The organism is Stenotrophomonas sp. PS02298, assembly GCF_029959445.1.
Taxonomy (GTDB): domain Bacteria; phylum Pseudomonadota; class Gammaproteobacteria; order Xanthomonadales; family Xanthomonadaceae; genus Stenotrophomonas.
Genome location: NZ_JASCOR010000012.1, coordinates 20,499 through 38,018 on the forward strand (window position 1 = coordinate 20,499; position 17,520 = coordinate 38,018).

At 64.7% G+C, this 17,520-nt stretch carries 15 protein-coding genes; 11 read left to right on the forward strand and 4 right to left on the reverse strand.

The genetic code is table 11. From position 1 onward, the window contains the following. Positions 1-105 precede the first annotated feature (105 nt). Both QMX78_RS03580 and QMX78_RS03585 read right to left on the reverse strand, forming a co-directional pair. Positions 106-1,371: a hypothetical protein gene (locus QMX78_RS03580; RefSeq protein ID WP_282266601.1), complete on the reverse strand. Its 1,266-nt coding sequence runs from the start codon at positions 1,369-1,371 to the stop codon at positions 106-108. Between the two features lie 78 nt (positions 1,372-1,449). Beyond that, on the reverse strand, positions 1,450-2,955 hold the full coding sequence (locus QMX78_RS03585; RefSeq protein WP_282266602.1) for a helicase HerA-like domain-containing protein: 1,506 nt from the start codon (positions 2,953-2,955) through the stop codon (positions 1,450-1,452). A 123-nt stretch (positions 2,956-3,078) separates the two neighbouring features. Here QMX78_RS03585 and QMX78_RS03590 point away from each other — a divergent pair, with 123 nt between their 5' ends. After that, on the forward strand, positions 3,079-4,656 hold the full coding sequence (locus tag QMX78_RS03590; RefSeq protein WP_282266604.1) for a transglycosylase SLT domain-containing protein: 1,578 nt from the start codon (positions 3,079-3,081) through the stop codon (positions 4,654-4,656). A 154-nt stretch (positions 4,657-4,810) separates the two neighbouring features. Here QMX78_RS03590 and asd read toward each other — a convergent pair whose 3' ends face one another. Together asd and QMX78_RS03600 are read right to left on the reverse strand one after the other, a co-directional pair. Beyond that, a complete protein-coding gene (gene asd, locus QMX78_RS03595; RefSeq protein ID WP_282266606.1) occupies positions 4,811-5,653 on the reverse strand; it encodes an archaetidylserine decarboxylase in 843 nt (280 codons plus the stop codon). Further along, positions 5,650-6,297: an SCO family protein gene (locus QMX78_RS03600; RefSeq protein WP_282266607.1), complete on the reverse strand. Its 648-nt coding sequence runs from the start codon at positions 6,295-6,297 to the stop codon at positions 5,650-5,652. The genes asd and QMX78_RS03600 overlap by 4 nt, the downstream gene beginning before the upstream one ends. Before the next feature lie 215 nt (positions 6,298-6,512). Here QMX78_RS03600 and prmB point away from each other — a divergent pair, with 215 nt between their 5' ends. From prmB to QMX78_RS03650, 10 genes are all read left to right on the forward strand, one after another. Further along, positions 6,513-7,442: a 50S ribosomal protein L3 N(5)-glutamine methyltransferase gene (prmB, locus tag QMX78_RS03605; RefSeq protein ID WP_282266609.1), complete on the forward strand. Its 930-nt coding sequence runs from the start codon at positions 6,513-6,515 to the stop codon at positions 7,440-7,442. A 74-nt stretch (positions 7,443-7,516) separates the two neighbouring features. Continuing rightward, positions 7,517-8,614 carry a chorismate synthase gene (aroC, locus tag QMX78_RS03610; protein WP_282266611.1) on the forward strand — a complete coding sequence of 366 codons (1,098 nt, stop codon included), beginning with the start codon at positions 7,517-7,519 and terminating at the stop codon, positions 8,612-8,614. After that, entirely contained in the window at positions 8,607-9,659 is a 1,053-nt protein-coding gene (locus QMX78_RS03615; protein ID WP_282266613.1) for a D-glycerate dehydrogenase, read from the forward strand. Before aroC ends, QMX78_RS03615 begins: the two co-directional genes overlap by 8 nt. Positions 9,660-9,740: 81 nt before the next feature. Next, entirely contained in the window at positions 9,741-10,766 is a 1,026-nt protein-coding gene (locus QMX78_RS03620) for an aspartate-semialdehyde dehydrogenase (protein WP_282266614.1), read from the forward strand. A gap of 116 nt (positions 10,767-10,882) precedes the next feature. Beyond that, positions 10,883-12,739, forward strand: coding sequence for a FimV/HubP family polar landmark protein (locus tag QMX78_RS03625; protein WP_282266616.1), 1,857 nt, complete (start codon positions 10,883-10,885; stop codon positions 12,737-12,739). A 12-nt stretch (positions 12,740-12,751) separates the two neighbouring features. Next, positions 12,752-13,111 (forward strand): VOC family protein, encoded by a 360-nt coding sequence (locus QMX78_RS03630; RefSeq protein ID WP_282266618.1) that lies wholly within the window; start codon positions 12,752-12,754, stop codon positions 13,109-13,111. A gap of 45 nt (positions 13,112-13,156) precedes the next feature. After that, entirely contained in the window at positions 13,157-13,930 is a 774-nt protein-coding gene (truA, locus tag QMX78_RS03635) for a tRNA pseudouridine(38-40) synthase TruA (protein WP_282266643.1), read from the forward strand. After that, on the forward strand, positions 13,927-14,586 hold the full coding sequence (locus QMX78_RS03640) for a phosphoribosylanthranilate isomerase (RefSeq protein WP_282266620.1): 660 nt from the start codon (positions 13,927-13,929) through the stop codon (positions 14,584-14,586). Before truA ends, QMX78_RS03640 begins: the two co-directional genes overlap by 4 nt. Positions 14,587-14,798: 212 nt before the next feature. Then, positions 14,799-15,488, forward strand: coding sequence for a hypothetical protein (locus tag QMX78_RS03645; RefSeq protein ID WP_282266622.1), 690 nt, complete (start codon positions 14,799-14,801; stop codon positions 15,486-15,488). Continuing rightward, on the forward strand, positions 15,488-17,488 hold the full coding sequence (locus tag QMX78_RS03650) for a hypothetical protein (RefSeq protein ID WP_282266623.1): 2,001 nt from the start codon (positions 15,488-15,490) through the stop codon (positions 17,486-17,488). The genes QMX78_RS03645 and QMX78_RS03650 overlap by 1 nt, the downstream gene beginning before the upstream one ends. Positions 17,489-17,520 lie beyond the last annotated feature (32 nt).

Consider the following 17,520-nt stretch of genomic DNA (forward strand, 5'->3'; position numbering starts at 1 on the left):
ATAGGGATATCTGGACGGATCTGCCGCTATGCGTTGGCAATCCCGGGTGCGCTGCGCTTACCCGAGCTACGTTGGCTGTACGGTGGTGCTCGCGAGCGTGCCGCGTCAGACAGGGCTGACCTGCAGCGCCTGCCTGGCGGCCTCGAGCTTGCGGCGTTGCTCATCGTCTTCGCAGCGTTGCAGCGCATCTTCGATCAGTTGCAGTGCTTCGGCATCGCGGTTGTAACGTTCGCCCAGCAACAACGCGGCCTGCAAGGCCCACTGTGGTGCATCAGGTGCGCGCGGCCATGCCTTGAACATCGCACGCAAGGTATCCATCTGCAGTTGCAGCTGGCCGCCGAGGCGGGCGCGTTCGGCCAGATGCGCTGCCTGCTGCGGCTCGGCAGGGGTAAAGTCCGGGTCGACCTCGAGCATGTCACGCAACACGTTCATCGCCTCGCGCTCCTGCTTCTCGATCAGCAGGCGGCTGATGTACTGACGGGCATGGTCGCGCAAAGCATCCGATGGGCCTTTGCGGCGAAGCAGGCGCTGGTACAGCTCGTGTACCGGCAGGCTGACTGCACGCGAGCGCACTGAGCCGCGTAGCGCATCCAGCGCGGCATCCGGGTGACCTTCGCGGATGAAGTGTTCGGCTTCATCCAGCAGTTTCTGGTCCGGGTCATGTCGTGCAAGGGCGTCGTGTGTACCTTCCGGTTCGAAGCCCAGCGCATCGTGGTACTGGTAGACCAGATAGCCGAGCAGATGGAAGGCGCTGAACAAGCCCCAGATGCTGAAGAGGTTGAGCACCAGCTCGCCAACGACGGGCGGCATGAAGGTGTGCAGCCATTGGCCAGCGGTCAATGCGCTGGCCTGGATGACGAACAGCAGCAGGAAGGCGGCGAGGTAGGGCCAGCCGATGCGGAAGGCGATGGTGATCGAAGTGACTGGATTGGCAGCGTGGCGCAGGCTGCCATCCATCGCCAGCGAGATCACGCAGCCGGGTTGCAGCAGGACGACCGCGCCGAGTGTCAGCAGGCCGATCACGGGGCCGGTGAAGATCGTCACCGTCACTACGAAGACGCCCATCAGTATCATCAACCCCAATAGCCGGATGACGGTGCCATCACTGCTGTTGAGGGTGTTTTCCGGCGAGGCCATGCGTCCGTTTGCGGTTTCGCGCAGGATCTCGAAGGCGTAGCGGTAGATCGCCACCCAGGTGACGATGCCAAGCAGCCAACCAATGGCTGGCAGCCAGGTCAGCAAGGTGCATAGGGTGAGTGCGATCAGCGAGTACAGTGCCGGACCACGCACAGGATAGAGCGTGATCGCAGGCAGTCGTTGCCAGAACGGTTGTAGGCGTTGCGCTTTCGCGTCGCGCTTGCGGTCTTCCATGACATTCCCCGGTGAGTCAGAAGCTGATTGTGGTTGCTGCGATAGCGGGCCGGGAATGGGCCGGCCCGGTTGGGACACTCAGCGCTTGCCGCCGAAGATGCTGCCCAGGATGCCGCGCACGATCTGGTTGCCCAGCTTGGTGCCCACGGTGCGGGTGGTCTGCTTGGCCATGGTCTCGATCATGCCTTGGCGGCGTTTGGTGCCGAAGATCGCGTCCTTGATGCTCTGGCCGAAACCGCCTTCCTGTTCTTCATCCTGCTGGCGGGTGCGTGCGGCCGGGGCCTGTGCCTGTGCGCTCGCTTTCTCCGCGCGCTGTGCCAGCAGCTCCGCTGCTGATTCGCGATTGACGGCTGTGTCGTAACGGGTGCCGACCGGGCTGCCTGCGCGTACCTGGCTGCGTTCGGCGTCGGTGATCGAGCCCATCCGGCAGCGCGGCGGTGCGATCAGGGTCTTCTGCACCGGGGAGGGAATGCCCTTGTCCTGCAGCGTGGACACCAGTGCTTCGCCGGTGCCCAGCTGCGACAAGGTGGCGACCACGTCGAGCTTGGGGTTCTGCACGAAGGTCTCGGCCGCCGTCTTGACCGCCTTCTGGTCACGCGGGGTGAAGGCGCGCAGTGCGTGCTGCACGCGGTTGCCGAGCTGGCCAAGGATGTTGCCGGGCACGTCATCCGGGAACTGCGAGCAGAAATACACGCCCACGCCCTTGGAGCGGATCAGGCGCACCACCTGCTCGATACGCTGCACCAATGCCGGTGGCGCATCGTCGAACAACAGGTGGGCTTCGTCGAAGATGAAGACTAGCTTGGGTTTCTCCAGGTCGCCCACTTCCGGCAGCTGCTCGAACAGCTCGGACAGCAGCCACAGCAGGAAGGTGGAATACAGGCGAGGCTTGAGGATCAGCTGCGCGGCGGCAAGGATGCCGACCACGCCACGGCCGTCATGGTTGACCCGCATGATGTCGACCAGATCCAGTGCCGGCTCGCCGAAGAAGGCTTCGCCGCCGTCCTGCGACAGGCGCAGCAGCGAGCGCTGGATGGCCGCCACCGACTGCGCGCTGACCAGCCCATATTCGGTGGAGATGTCCTTGCGCTCCTCGGCCACCAGGCCGAGCAGGGCGCGCAGGTCATCCAGGTCCAGCAACAGCAGGCCACGGTCGTCGGCCAGCTTGAAGACGATGTCGAGCACGCCGGACTGGGTGTCGTTGAGCTCGAGGATGCGGGCCAGCAGGGTGGGGCCCATTTCGCTGACCGTCGTACGCACTGGATGACCGAGCTTGCCGTACAGGTCCCAGAACACCACCGGGCTGGCAGCCGGGGCGAAGCCGTCGACGCCAATCTCGGCGGCGCGTTGGGCCAGCTTCTCGCCGCCTTCGCCGGCAACTGCAAGGCCGGCCACGTCGCCCTTCACGTCGGCCATGAACACCGGCACGCCCAGTCGCGAGAAACCCTCGGCCAGCGTCATCAAGGTCACCGTCTTGCCGGTACCGGTGGCGCCTGCCACCAGGCCGTGACGGTTGCCGAAGCGCGGGAGCAGGGTGACGGCGATGTCGTCGGTGACGCCTTTGCCGAGCAGGATCGGGTCCATGGAGGCACTCATTGATGAATGAAGGAAGGATTCTAACGGCCGACTGTATCGCGGCGGTGGCAATGTTGCCCCCGGGTCTGTCCGCCAGCTACCCTGCCTCACCTTTGTCATGCAGTGCTGCTGATGCCCGTATCCCTGTTTTCTGCTCGTGCCTGGTCGATGTTGGTTGCGACTTCGCTGTTGACCGTGGTTCCGGCCGCCCAGGCGATCTCCGCCCGTGACAAGGTCAAGGTTGATGCCATCGAGGCGCGGATGACGGCGGCCGAGAAGCGCTACAGCGATGCCTTGGTGCTGGTTGCCAATGCCGACCCCAAGGGCACGGCCGAGGGCGACGCCGCGCTGGAAGACATGGAAGACGTGATCAGCGCCTGCATTGCACAGAAGGGCTGCCAGGTCAGCAATCTGCTGGCGACCTACAAACGCCTGCTCAAGCAGCGGACCGATGCCAACGGCGAGGCGCAGGAGGAGGACGGTGGCCCATTGGAGGCCGATCCGGACCACATCGCGCCGCTGGTGGCCGATGTGCCCGAAGCCGCCCGTGCAGCTGCATTGCTCAATGACCACCGGCACGCCTTCGACGACATGGTCGAGTACAACCCGGCGATCCAGGCCGGCATCCGCCGCTGGCTCACCGATATGCGTCCCTCGCTGCTGACCAGCTACGAGAACTACATGAACCTGCGTGGGATCATGTGGCCCGAATGGGAGAAGGACGGCCTGCCCGAAGCGTTGCTGTTCGGCATCATGGCCAAGGAATCCAATGGCCGCGTGCATGCATCCTCGCGTGTGGGTGCGGCCGGCCTGATGCAGTTCATGCCGGCCACCGGCCGCCGTTTCGGGCTGGGCCCGGATGGCACCGGCTTCGATACCCGCTTTGACCCGCGCAGCGCGGCCAGTGCCAGCGCCGATTACATGAATGAGCGCATGCGTGGGCTCAACAAGAACATCGAGTACGCCTTGGCTGCCTACAACGGTGGCGAAGGCCGTGCTGCGCGCATCTACCGCGAAACTGGCGGGCAGAGCTTCTGGACCGATACCTCGTACAACCAGTTCCCGGGCGAGACCAAGGATTACGTGCCGATGGTGATCGCCGCGGCGTGGATCTTCCTGCACCCACAGCAGTACGGCGTCGAATTCCCCAAGCTCAACGCACAGCCGGCAACCCTGCGTTTGGCGAAGTCGACCACCATCTATGAGTTGACCATCTGCCTGGGCAGTACCGGTACCCGCGACGGTTACATGCGTGCGCTGCGCAACCTCAACCCGCGTTACGAGGCCGATGGTTGGATTCCGGGCGGCACCACCATCAATGTCACCACCCGCATTGCTGGTCTGTACAACCGCTACTGCGTCAGCGGCCCGCGTGCCGACCTGGCCCGCGCGCTGATCACGGCCGATCTGAATGCGGCGATCAAGCGGCCATCGGCGGCGACGGTTACCGGTAGCGTCGCGGTAGGCGATGTGCAGGCGATGCAGGCAGCGCAGGCCGCTGCACCTGTTGTCGCGCCGCCACCGCGCCCGGCAGCACCGGCACGACGGGCAGCGCGCAGCTACAAGGTTGTCCGCGGAGACACGCTGGGCGCCATCGCCAACCGCTTCCAATGCGAAGTGCCGGCTTTGGCGCGCGCCAATGGCCTGCGCGCGCCGGCTTACGCGCTCAAGCCCGGGCAAAGCCTGAAGCTGGAAGGCTGCGGTCGTTGAAGCAGAAGGGCGCCGAAAGGCGCCCTTGTTGGTTGGTTTTGTAGGAGCGGCGTAAGCCGCGAAGCTGGGATGATTTCAGCGATCAGAGCTTCTGCAATCTGAGGGTCTATCTGCTTCGCGGCTTACGCCGCTCCTACAATCGGATGCGCTGCTGTCAGCGCAGCTTCGCCAGCGCCTGACCCAGCTGCACCGGGCTCTCGGCCGTCAGCGAGGGATCAAAGTCGGCAACGCCGGGCGGCAGCAGCACGATCACCGTCGAGCCGTAATTGAAACGTGCCATCTCGGCGAAGCGTTCCAGGGTGATGCCCTTGCCGCGCCAGTCCTTGCGGGTGATGCGGTCGCCGTAGGCGGGGATTTCCTCGCCGCTCCATACCGTCTCCACGCCGCTGACCAGCAGCGCGCCAACCATCACCTGCACCATCGGGCCGAAATCGGTGTCGAAGTGGCAGACCAGTCGTTCGTTGCGGGCAAACAGGCGCGGTACATTGGCCACCGCATCGGTGCCTACGCTGAACAGTCGCCCCGGCACATGCACGGTCTCGCGCAGGGTGCCGGTCCACGGCATGTGCACGCGGTGGTAGTCGCGCGGCGACAGGTACACGGTGGCGTACAGGCCGTTATTGAACGGGACCGCGTCGGCAGCGTCGCCCAGCAGCTCGGCGGCGGTGAACGACTGGCCCTTGGCCTGGAAGATGCGGCCATCCTCGATCGGGCCCAGCTGGCTGATACGGCCATCGGCCGGCATGGTCAGGGTGCGTGGGTCGACCGCGGCCACGCGCGCGCCGGGCTTCAGCGCACGGGTGAAGAAGGCGTTGAAGCTGGGATAGCTGCGCGGGTCCGGATTGGCGGCTTCGGCCAGATTGACGTTGAACTTGCTCGATACCGTGTCGATCAGCCAGCGCGAGATGCGCGGGTTCTGCGAATAGGCCAGCGAGCGGGCCATCGACGACAACAAGCGGTGCGGCAATACATAGGTGAGGCTTGTAACCAGACTCATGGTGCGGTTTTCTCGGTGAGCTTCTTCAGGTCGCTGGCAATCGCCTGCGGGTTGAACGGGGGGCGCATCAGGCCGGCCAGGCGACCCTGCGGGTCGAGCACGGCGATGCTGGCGGAGTGGTCCATGCTGTAGTCGTCCGGGTTCTGCTCGAAGTGCTTGCCCGGTGCCTTCTGGAACACCATGCCAAGCGAGGTGGCAAAACGCTCCAGCGACGGCACGTCGGCGGTGGCGGCAATGGTGTCCTTATGGAAGGCATGGGCGTACTCGCCCAGGCGGTTCGGGGTGTCGCGCTCGGGGTCCACCGAGACCAGCACCACGCGTGGGCGCAGGCTGTCGGGGATGGTCTCCCATTGCTTCTGGGCCTGGGCCAGCTCGGTCAGGGTGGTCGGGCAGACGTCCGGGCAGGAGGTGAAGCCCAGGAACACCAGGGTCCAATGGCCGCGCAGCTCACCCGGGATCAGGCGGGTGCCGTCGGACTGGGCCAGGTCGAAGTCGGGCAGGGTGCGCGGGGTGCCATAGAACAGGATGCTGCTGGTGCCGTCCGTGCCCTTGTTGGAGGGGCCGAAGACCTTCTGTGCCAGCAGCAGGCCGAGGCCGGCGGCCAGGGCGATGGCCAGGATGATGCCGGTATTTCGATTGAACATGCGCGCGGGCTTCCGTTCGGATACGGCGGCGGGACGGGAGGTCCGCCGCGGGCGGGATACGGGAGTGTAGGGGATTGCAGGCGTACACCCCGGCGGTTTGGCGGGCGTTTGCGCCCCTTTGGAGGGCCATTGCCGAAGTTTCGGCTGCAACTTGGCAATCAATATACCGGCCAGATGCCTATAATCGCAGACCTTTCAAGTATTTCCGTATTGCCATGACTGCCGAAGCGGCCGCTGAACTCCAAACGATCGTCGATCTGATCCGCTACGGCGCAAGCCGTTTCAATGCTGCTGGCCTGACCTTCGGCCACAGCTATGACAATGCCCTGGACGAGGCGACCCAGCTGACCCTGCACAGCCTGCACCTGCCGCCGGACCTTGGCCCGGCCTATGGCACGGCGCGGGTGCTGCTGGAAGAGCGGCAGCAGGTGCTGGCGCTGTTCCAGCGTCGCATCGACGAGCGCCAGCCGGCAGCCTACCTGACCGGTGAGGCCTGGTTTGCGGGTTTGAGCTTCAAGAGCGATTCGCGCGCGCTGGTGCCGCGTTCGCCGATCGCCGAGCTGATCCTCAGCGGCTTCGAGCCGTGGCTGGCCGGACGTGACGTCAACCGCGCGCTGGACCTGTGCACCGGCTCGGGCTGCATCGCCATTGCGATGGGCCATTACTACCCGAACTGGCAGGTGGACGGTAGCGACGTCAATGACGCCGCGCTGTCGCTGGCGGTGGAGAACAAGGAGCGCCTGCTCGCCCACAACGTGGAGCTGGTCAAAAGCGACCTGTTCGCTGGTCTGCAGGGCCGCGTCTACGACCTGATCGTCACCAATCCGCCTTACGTCACCAATGACGAGACCGACGCGCTGCCGAAGGAATACCAGCACGAGCCGGACCTGGCCCTGCGCGCCGGCGACGACGGCCTGGACCTGGTGCTGAAGATCCTGCGTGATGCGCCGGACCACCTGACCGAAGACGGCCTGCTGATCTGCGAAGTAGGCGATTCCGAGCAGCACCTGATCAAGCTGCTGCCGGAGGTCTACATGTCCTGGATCGAGTTCAAGGTCGGGCAGATGGGCATCTTCGCTGTCGAAGCGGCTGAGCTGCGTGCACACCATGCGCGCATCGCCGAATTGGCTGCAGCACGTTCCTGAGTCACGCTTTTGCCGTCACTCCGCATCTGTGGGGTGACGGCAACGGCCGGCGTAACCGCAAGAGCACAACGGCATTGAATACATTCGGACAACTCCTCCGCGTCACTACCTTCGGTGAATCCCACGGGCCGGCCATCGGCTGCGTGATCGATGGTTGCCCGCCCGGTCTGGAAATCAGCCCCGAAGAATTCGCCCACGACCTGCAGCGGCGTGCCACCGGCAAGAGCCGCCACACGTCCGCGCGGCGTGAGGCCGACGAGGTCGAGATCCTGTCCGGGGTCTATGAAGGCCGCACCACCGGCACGCCGATCGCGCTGCTGATCCGCAACACCGACCAGCGCAGCAAGGACTACAGCAACATCGCCCAGCAGTTCCGTCCGGGCCATGCCGATTACAGCTACTGGCAGAAGTACGGCATCCGCGATCCGCGCGGTGGCGGCCGTTCCTCCGCGCGCGAAACCACCATGCGCGTGGCCGCCGGCGTGGTCGCCAAGAAGTGGCTGCTGCAGCGTTTCGGCGTCAGCGTGCGCGGCTACCTGTCGCAGCTTGGCGAGATCACCCCGGCCGGTTTTGACTGGAATGTGGTCGAATACAACCCCTTTTTCTGGCCCGATGCCAAGCAGGTGCCGGAGCTGGAAACCTATATGGATGCGCTGCGTAAGTCCGGTGATTCGGTCGGTGCGCGCGTCACCGTGGTTGCCGACGGCGTGCCGCCGGGTTGGGGCGAGCCGATCTACGGCAAGCTCGATGGCGATATCGCCGCCGCGCTGATGAGCATCAATGCGGTCAAGGGCGTGGAGATCGGCGACGGTTTTGCCAGCGCCGCGCAGAAGGGCACCGAACACCGTGACCTGATCACCCCGCAGGGTTTCCAGTCCAACCATGCCGGCGGCATCCTCGGTGGCATTTCCACCGGCCAGCAGATCGTTGCCTCGATGGTGCTCAAGCCAACCTCCAGCCTGCGCCTGCCCGGCGCAACCGTGGATACGGCGGGCAATGCGGTCGAGGTCATCACCACCGGTCGCCATGATCCCTGCGTCGGCATCCGCGCAACGCCCATCGCCGAGGCGATGCTGGCGCTGGTGTTGATGGATCAGGCCATGCGTCATCGCGGTCAGTGTGGCGATGTCGGCGAGATGAGCCCGCGCATCCCGGGCCAGCGCAGTGACTGACCGTCGTCCCCGCGTCTGGGTGTCGCAGCCCCTGTTCGACGACACCGTCGCGCAGTTGGCGGTGCATTGTGATGTGGTTTCCACTGATGCGGTCACCAAGCACGACAGTGCCAGCCTCAGTGCGAATCTGGCTGGCATGGATGGCGTCCTTGTCACGCTCAACGAGCGCATCGGTGCGGCGGAAATCGCCAACGCGCCCGCGCTGAAAATGATCGCCAACGTTGGCGTCGGCTATAACAATCTGGATGTCCCTGCGTTGAATGCAGCCGGCATCGTTGCCAGCAATACGCCGGACGTACTTACCGAAACCACGGCCGATCTTGGCTTCTCGCTGCTGATGGCGGCCGCTCGCCGCATCGTCGAGTCCGATCGCTGGTTGCGTGACGGCAAGTGGGGGCAGTGGTCGTTCACCACCATGCTCGGCGCCGATCTGCATGGCAGCACCCTGGGCATCCTCGGCATGGGCCGGATTGGCCAGGCCATCGCCCGGCGTGGCCATCATGGCTTCGGCATGAAGGTGCTGTACCACAACCGTTCGCAGCTGCCTGCCGAGCAGGAGCAGGCGGTCGGCGCCAGCTATGTCGGTTTCGATGAACTACTGGCCAGCGTCGATCACCTGGTGCTGGTGCTGCCGTATACGGCGCAGAACCACCACATCATCAACGCCGACGCGCTGGCGAAGATGAAGCCGACCGCCACCTTGGTCAACATCGCCCGCGGCGGCATCGTCGATGAGCTGGCCCTGGTCGATGCGCTGGCCAACGGTTGCCTGGCCTCGGCCGCGCTGGATGTTTACGAGAACGAGCCGAACGTGCGTCCGGAATTGCTGGCGCTGGACAACATCGTGCTCACTCCGCATATCGGCAGCGCATCGCTGGCAACACGCCGGGCGATGGTGCAGGTTGCGCTGGACAACCTGCTGGCCGGCCTGGGCATCGGGCCGGATGCCGGCAAGCCGGTCAACGCCATCAATACCGAACTGCTGAGCAACGGCACCGCGCGCATTGCCGTTGCCGGCAAAAAAATCGACGACAAAAAACGATAGGGAGCCTCGGCAGCCGCGCGCTGGAGGTTCCCCGAATCTGGCTCGATATGTGTCTCCCCCTCCAAACTTTCGAGTATCCCCATGAGCAATGAAGCCCGTCGTTTCCATGTAGCCGTTGTTGGCGCCACCGGCGCTGTCGGCCAGACCATGCTGTCCATCCTGGCCGAGCGCAATTTCCCGATCAGCAAGCTGACTCTGCTCGCCTCCGAGCGCTCGGCCGGCCAGCAGGTCGACTTTGAAGGCGACAAGATCACCATCCAGGACCTGGCCACGTTCGACCCGGCTGGCGTCGAGATCGCCCTGTTCTCGGCCGGTGGTGGTATTTCCAAGGAATTCGCGCCCAAGTTCGCCGCTGCTGGCGCCGTGGTGATCGATAACTCGTCGACCTTCCGTTACGACGATGACGTACCGCTGGTGGTGTCCGAGGTCAATCCGGAAGCGGCGAAGAACCGCCCGCGCGGCATCATCGCCAACCCGAACTGCTCGACCATGCAGCTGATGCCGGTGCTGGCGCCGATCCACCGCGAGTACGGCATCGAGCGCATCAATATCGCCACCTACCAGTCCGTGTCGGGCGCGGGCCAGACCGGCATGGAAGAGCTGGGCAAGCAGACCGCACAGTTGCTCGGCTTCCAGGAGATCGAGCCGAAGAAGTTCCCGATGCAGATCGCCTTCAACCTGATCCCGCACATCGACGAGTTCCTCGACAACGGCTTCACCAAGGAAGAAATGAAGCTGGTCTGGGAGACCCGCAAGATCCTCGGCGACGACAGCATCCTGGTGAACCCCACCGCAGTGCGTGTGCCGGTGTTCTACGGCCACTCCGAGGCGGTCAATATCGAGACGAAGAAGAAGATCAGCACCGAGCAGGCCCGTGAGCTGCTGGCCACCGCGCCAGGCGTGAAGGTGGTGGACGAGCGCAAGGCTGGCGGCTATCCGACCCCGGTCACCCATGCTTCGGGCACCGATCCGGTCTATGTCGGCCGCATCCGCGAGGACATCTCGCACCCGCGTGGTTTGAACATGTGGGTGGTGGCGGACAACATCCGCAAGGGTGCCGCACTGAACGCAGTGCAGCTCGCCGAGCTGGTCGCCAACGGCGGCTGATCCCCCCAACGACGCCGGCGTGATGCCGGCGTCGTTGCATATGGGCGGTACAGCGGTGTTCGAAAGGCGGGTCAGCCGTTATATTGGCCGCCATGAAACCAAGGGGCGGGGGCGCGATGCGCTCATTACAAGGTGTGCTGGTTCTCGGCCTGGCGCTGTTCAGTAGCACAGCAATGGCGTTGGGGCTGGGCAATATCCGCGTCCTGTCCAAGCCGGGACAGCCTTTGCTGGCCGAGATTCCGGTCATTACCAGTGATGCGAGCGAGCTCGACAACGCCAAGGCGGGGCTGGCATCAGCGGCCACCTTCGAGCGTGTAGGGCTGGCTGCGCCGGCCGGGCTGGTAGGAGAACTGCAATTCCAGTTTGCGCAGGACCGTGACGGCCGCGCGGTGATCCGTGTGACCAGTGCCGCGCCGGTGCAGGTGGCGTCGGTGGGTTTCCTGATCGAGGTCGATTGGGGCCAGGGCCGGCTGGTGCGTGAATACTCGGCGTTGGTGGCCGCACCCGAAGCCGCAACCGCAGTGGCCGAACCGGTGATCGAAGCGCCGGCTGCGGCGCAATCCAATCTGATCGTGCGTGAGCCCGAGCCGCTGCCTGGGTTGCCGGCACCTGCCGCGCCGGTAGCAGCGCCTGCGCCGGCTCAACCGGTTTCCGCGGCGCCTGCAGCGCGCCCGGCAGCGATGCCGGTGGCCAGTAGCGAAGGCCAGCTGGCTCCGGTGCAGCGCGGTCAGAGCCTGTCGCAGATCGCCCGCGAGTTGTCGCGCGAGAGCGGCGCGTCCTTGAACCAGACCATGGTCGCGCTGATGCGGGCCAATCCGGAAGCCTTCATCCGCGGCAACATCAACCTGCTCAAGCAGGGTGCGGTGCTGCGTACCCCGGCGCAGGAAGAGCTGGCACGGGTGGATGCATCCGAGGCACGTGCCATCGTTCGTGACCAGGCCGCACAGTGGCGACAGGCACGCGCGCCCATCCCGCAGCCGGCCGTAGCCGATGCTGTGGTGGCGCCAGCCAAGGCCGCTGCACCAGCAGCAAATGCGGGTCCCAGTGGTGCACGCCTGGAAATCGCTCCGGCCGTGGCCGGTGCACAACAGACTGCGGGAATGACGACCGGACTCGATGCCGGTGGCGAGGGTGACATGTTGGCCAACGAACAGCTGCAGCAAGCCAAGGAAGATCTGGCGGCGCGTGACGCGGAACTGCAGGAGCTGCGTGATCGCGTCGGCGAACTCGAGAAGCTGCAGAAGCAGCAGCAATCGCTGATCGCGATGAAGGATTCGGATCTGGCCGCTGCCCAGCAGCAATTGGGTGAGGCGGCCAAGCGTGATGGCAGCAGTTCGTTTGGCTGGATCTGGTTGGGGCTGGCGCTGCTGGTGCTGGGTGCGTTGGGCTGGCTGCTGAGCCGTCGGCGCAAGCCACTGCCGGTTGCCCCGCGCGCTGATTTCGAGGCAGGAGACCTGGCCGCAGCGATGCCGGTGATGGGCGCCGCTGCTGCGCAGCAGTCGTTGCATGCAGCGGAAGTGGACGAATTCGACCCGCGGGACGAGCTCGACGCCCAGCCGTTGCCGGTCGTTGCGGAAGTGCAGCCCGAAGCCTATGAAGAACCGATGCCGGCATGGCTGAAGTCCACCCCGCCGGCCCGCGTGGAGCCGGTGCTTCCGGTGGCTGCGCCGGCGGTTGCACACAAGCCGGTGCTGCTGTTTGAGGCCTCGCGGCAGTTCGATGCGGTGGTCGAGCCCGTGCCTGCGCAACCCGAGCCGGCTGCGGCCGATGAGGCGGGTTGGCTGGCCGGTGACGTGGCTGCGGTTGCGCCGCTGGCACCGGCACCTGCTGGCCGTGAGCGGCTGGAGTTGGCCATTGCCTATCTGGATCTGGGTGATGCCGAGACTGCGCGTACTCTGCTCAACGAGGTTGCTGCCAGCGCTGACCCGCAGGCACGCAGTGAAGCACTGGAATTACTTGGCCGCATGGCCTGACGGAGAGTTGCAATGAAACGCGAGCGGCGGATTGACTACGTGGAATTCGCCTCGCGCGACCCTGCGGCGAGTCGTGTTTTCTTCGAGCAGGTATTCGGCTGGACCTTTGAAGATTACGGCCCGGATTACACTGCTTTTGATGACGGTGAGCTGCAGGGAGGTTTCTTCCGTGGCACGCCGGCGACCACCAGTGTCGGGGCGCCGCTGCTGGTGCTGTATGCCGCACAGCTGGGTCCGCTGCTCGAGGTGATCGCAGCCCAGGGCGGTGAAGTGGTCAAGCCGATCTTCACTTTTCCCGGTGGTCGGCGGTTCCAGTTCCTGGAGCCGGGTGGCAACGAACTGGCTGTGTGGTCAGAGCGCGACAACGACTGAGTTGGGCATGGTTCCACCAGTTCCAACAAGATCAGAGGTTCAATGATGCGCTATGCGCTGGGCGTGGAGTACGACGGCAGCGAGTTCAAGGGCTGGCAACAGCTTGGCGAGCACGGCTGCGCGAGTGTGCAGGCCACGTTGCAGGAGGCACTGTCTTCGGTCGCCAATGCACCGATCAGTGTGGTGTGTGCAGGGCGTACCGATGCCGGTGTGCACGGCGAATGCCAGGTCGTGCACTTCGACAGTGATGTCGAGCGTGCGCCGCGTGGCTGGGTGCTGGGTACCACCACGCGTCTGCCGCCATCAATCTGTGTGCGCTGGTGCGTGCCGGTGGTGGATGAGTTCCATGCGCGGTTCTCGGCCAAGGCGAGGCGCTATCGCTATCGTATCCTCAACCGCCAGGTACGGCCGGCGCTGTACCGGCAGATCCTGAGCTGGGATCGCCGCCCGCTGGACGCCGATGCCATGCATCGGGCGGCGCAGGCACTGCTGGGTGAGAATGACTTCGGTGCGTTCCGCAGCGCGCAATGCCAAGCTTTGCATGCCCGCCGTGAACTGCAATCGATCGCCGTGCGGCGCCAGGGCGAGGTGGTAGAGGTCGAGGTCCAGGCCAATGCCTTCCTGCATCACATGGTGCGCAATATCGTCGGTTCGCTGATGATGGTGGGCGCTGGCGAAAAACCTGAAAGCTGGATCGGGGAGCTGCTGGCAGGCCGTGATCGCAACCTGGCAGGGCCAACCGCACCGCCGCAGGGCCTGGTATTCGTCGGTCCGCTGTATCCTGAGCTCTGGAAGCTGCCGGACGAGGTGACACTGTGAGCCGTACGCTGTTTCGTACCCGCATCAAATTCTGCGGCATGACCCGCGCAGGCGACATCCGTCTGGCCACCGAGTTGGGTGTGGATGCCATCGGTTTCATCTTCGCCAAGGGCAGTGCCCGCAGGGTGGCACCATCCGAGGCGCGCGCCATGCGCCAGGCGATCGCACCGATGGTCGAAGTGGTGGCCTTGTTCCAGCAGAACAATCGCGAGGAAGTTCGCGAGGTGCTGCGCGCGGTGCGGCCAACCCTGTTGCAGTTCCATGGCGACGAGGACGATGCGTTCTGCCGCAGCTTCAACATGCCGTACCTGAAGGCGGTTGCGATGGGCGGACGCAGCGACGTCACCGCGCGCGGGTTGCAGCAGATGTATCCGCATGCCGCGGGCTTCCTGTTCGACAGCCACGTGGCCGGTGGCAGCGGCGGCACCGGCGTCGCCTTTGACTGGTCGCAGATTCCGCCCGGTGTGCACCGGCCGTACCTGCTGGCCGGGGGGATTCGCCCGGAGAACGTGCACGACGCCATTCTCGCGACCCAGCCTTGGGGCGTGGATGTGTCCAGCGGCATCGAGGTGTCGCCGGGGATCAAGGACGGCTACAAGATGCGCCAGTTCGTCGAAGAAGTACGCCGCGCCGACCTGCATGTCGATCAGGACTGAATACGCGCGCTGAGCGTGGCGATGTATTGCACTGGTGCTGCCCGGGCTGCCGCACTTTTGGGATCCGGTCGCAGGGCATGTCCGGGCTGATTCCCTTATGATGGTGTCCACGGCGACAAGCACGGATGCCTGTGGGAAACGGATGTTGCTGTCACAGCTTGCAGGCTGGGGCAGTTCCCGCTGAGCAGCTGGGCGCCACAAGGAAAGTGTGCATGGCGGAGTTTCTGGAAGTAGCGCTGTCCTACCCGACGTTGCCTTACAGCGTCGTGTTCGCGTTTGCTGTCATCTACTGGTTGCTGGCCGCGACCGGTATCGTTGATGACGGTGGCATTGGTAGCGGCGACGGCGCCGACTTTCATTCCCATGGCGGTGAGCATGGCGCGACCGGCATTGCCGCGATGTTCGCGCGGCTCGGCCTCGGTGGTGCGCCGACCATGCTGGTGGTGTTGCTGCTGGCCTTTTTCGGCTGGACCATCACCTATCTGGTTCAACTTTTCTTCCTGCAGTCATTGCCGGCGCCGCTGCGCTGGGGTGTCGGCACGGTGGTGGCCATTGCCGCCTTGATTCCCGGTGCGGTGGTGTCGGCCTGGGTGCTGCGGCCAATACGCCGACTGCTGCTCAAGCTTCGGCCGGTTGCCCAAGAGTCCATCCTCGGCCGGTTTGCCCAGGTCACCTCGCCGGAAGTCACCGCCACGCAGGGCTATGCCAGCATGGACGACGGCGGTGCCGGCCTGATCCTGCATGTGCGGACCCGCGAAGGCAGCCGTTTGCCGCGTGGCCAACGTGTAAGGCTGGTGGAATACCTGCCCGACAAGAATCACTACCTGGTGGTCGCCGATACCGACCTGCCAGGCTTGGACGTTTTCCCTTCTGATGTATCAGGCGACAAGGAGATCCACTGATGAGTACTGCTGCGCTGGCCCCTTTCATTATCGGGGTTGCTGCCCTGTTGGTGTTTTTCCTTGGTTTGGCTGGCTTGTTCAAAGCCTTCTACAAGAAGGTTGACCAAGGCACCGCGCTGATCGTGAACGACATGAGTGCGCAACCCAAGGTGCACTTCACCGGCGCCTTGATCATTCCGGTGCTGTACCGCGCCGAGCACATGAAGATCAGCCTGATCACGTTGCAGGTGGATCGCCGTGGCAAGGAAGGTTTGATCTGCCGCGACAACATGCGTGCCGACATCACCGTGGCGTTCTACCTGCGCGTCAATGAAACCCAGGCCGATGTGCTGCGTGTGGCCAAGGCCATCGGTGCAGACCGCGCCTCGGACAAGAACGCGGTGGATGACCTGTTCAACGCCAAGTTCTCCGAAGCCTTGAAGACCGTGGGCAAGAAGTTCGACTTCACCCAGTTGTTCGAGAAGCGCCAGGAGTTCCGTGACGAGATCATCGCGGTGATCGGCAATGACTTGAATGGCTACGCGCTGGAAGACGTGGCCATCGACTATCTGGAGCAGACCCCGAAGTCGCTGCTTGACCCGAGCAACATCCTCGATGCCGAAGGCATCCGCAAGATCACCGAGCTGACCGCCGCGCAGAACGTGATCACCAACGAGCTGGCGCAGAACGAGCGCCTGGCCATCACCAAGAAGAATGTCGAGGCCAAGGAAGCCACGCTGGCGCTTGAGCGGCAGCAGGCAGAGGCCGAGGCACGCCAGCGCCGCGAGGTGGAAACCATCCGCGCCCGCGAGGAAGCCGAGACCCTTAAGGTGCAGGAAGAACAGCGCCAGCTGTCCGAGAATGCCCGCATTGAAGCGCAGCAGCTGATCGACATCCGCGACCAGAACCGCCTGCGCGAAGTGGAAGTGGCCGAGCAGAACCGTCAACGCGCCGTTGCCATCGAAGTCGAGCGCGTCGCCCGTGCGCGCCAGCTGGAGCAGGTCACCACCGATCGTGAAGTGCAGCTGCAGGGCGTGGAGCGCGACAAGGTGGTCGAGCAGGGCAAGATGGATGTTGCCAACATCACCCGTGAGCGCATCTCCATTGACAAGACCGTGGCGCAGGAAGAAGAGCGCATCAAGGAAGTGCGCCAGGTATCGGAAGCCGACCGCCTGAAGCAGGTCGCCATCCTCGAAGCCGAGGCGCAGGCGCAGGAAGCCATGCTCAAGCAGGTCAAGGAGGCCGAGGCCAGCGAAGCAGCTGCCAAGCACCGCGCGGTGGAAATCACCACGCTGGCGCAAGCCGAGTTCGACGCCGCAGGCAAGCAGGCCGAAGCCAAGAAGGCCTTGGCCGATGGTGTGCGCGCCGAGCGCGCTGCGCCGGGTCTGGCGGATGCCCAGGTCAAGGAAGCCAGCGCGCTGGCCATCGAGAAGGTCGGTATTGCCGAAGCCCGCGTCGTCGATGCGATGGCCGACGCCAACCTGAAGCAGGGTACTGCCGAAGCCAAGGTGCTGGCCGAGCAGCTGGCCGCGCGTGCGCAGGGCGAGGAGCAGATGGGCCGTGCCAAGGCAACGGCAACCGAAACGCTGGGCGTGGCCGAAGCCGCGGTCATCGAGAAGAAGCTGTTCGCCGAAGCCGACGGTTTGACCCGCAAGTTCCAGGCCATCGATTCGCTGGGCGATACCGCACGCGGTCACGAAGAGTTCCGCATGACCCTGGAAACCGGCCTGCGTCAGGCCCTGGCGGCGATCGACGCCGGCAAGGAAGTGACCAAGGAGAATGCCGAGGTCATCGCCAGTGCGCTGCGCAACGCCAGGATCGACATGGTCGGCGGCGACGGTGGCATGTTCGAGAACCTGGTCAAGGCGGTCTCGCTGGGCAAGTCGATCGAAGGCCTCACCGACAAGAGCCCGATCGTGCAGGACCTGATGCAGCGCTACCTGGGCGTGGACATGTCCGCGCGCGGTCTGCCGGCCCGGCGTGGTGCCGATACACCGGCGATGGAATCGGACGCAGGTTGAGCGTTGGCGTGCCCCGCGCGCTTGCACCGCGT

Excerpts from the sequence above, each read along its gene's own strand:
- QMX78_RS03645 (WP_282266622.1), top strand. The coding sequence starts at position 14,799 with ATGGCGGAGTTTCTGGAAGTAGCGCTGTCCTACCCGACGTTGCCTTAC.
- QMX78_RS03620 (WP_282266614.1), top strand. The coding sequence starts at position 9,741 with ATGAGCAATGAAGCCCGTCGTTTCCATGTAGCCGTTGTTGGCGCCACC.
- QMX78_RS03590 (WP_282266604.1), top strand. The coding sequence starts at position 3,079 with ATGCCCGTATCCCTGTTTTCTGCTCGTGCCTGGTCGATGTTGGTTGCG.
- asd (WP_282266606.1), bottom strand. The coding sequence starts at position 5,653 with ATGAGTCTGGTTACAAGCCTCACCTATGTATTGCCGCACCGCTTGTTG.
- prmB (WP_282266609.1), top strand. The coding sequence starts at position 6,513 with ATGACTGCCGAAGCGGCCGCTGAACTCCAAACGATCGTCGATCTGATC.
- QMX78_RS03600 (WP_282266607.1), bottom strand. The coding sequence starts at position 6,297 with ATGTTCAATCGAAATACCGGCATCATCCTGGCCATCGCCCTGGCCGCC.
- QMX78_RS03630 (WP_282266618.1), top strand. The coding sequence starts at position 12,752 with ATGAAACGCGAGCGGCGGATTGACTACGTGGAATTCGCCTCGCGCGAC.
- QMX78_RS03625 (WP_282266616.1), top strand. The coding sequence starts at position 10,883 with ATGCGCTCATTACAAGGTGTGCTGGTTCTCGGCCTGGCGCTGTTCAGT.
- QMX78_RS03585 (WP_282266602.1), bottom strand. The coding sequence starts at position 2,955 with ATGGACCCGATCCTGCTCGGCAAAGGCGTCACCGACGACATCGCCGTC.
- QMX78_RS03650 (WP_282266623.1), top strand. The coding sequence starts at position 15,488 with ATGAGTACTGCTGCGCTGGCCCCTTTCATTATCGGGGTTGCTGCCCTG.
- truA (WP_282266643.1), top strand. The coding sequence starts at position 13,157 with ATGCGCTATGCGCTGGGCGTGGAGTACGACGGCAGCGAGTTCAAGGGC.
- QMX78_RS03580 (WP_282266601.1), bottom strand. The coding sequence starts at position 1,371 with ATGGAAGACCGCAAGCGCGACGCGAAAGCGCAACGCCTACAACCGTTC.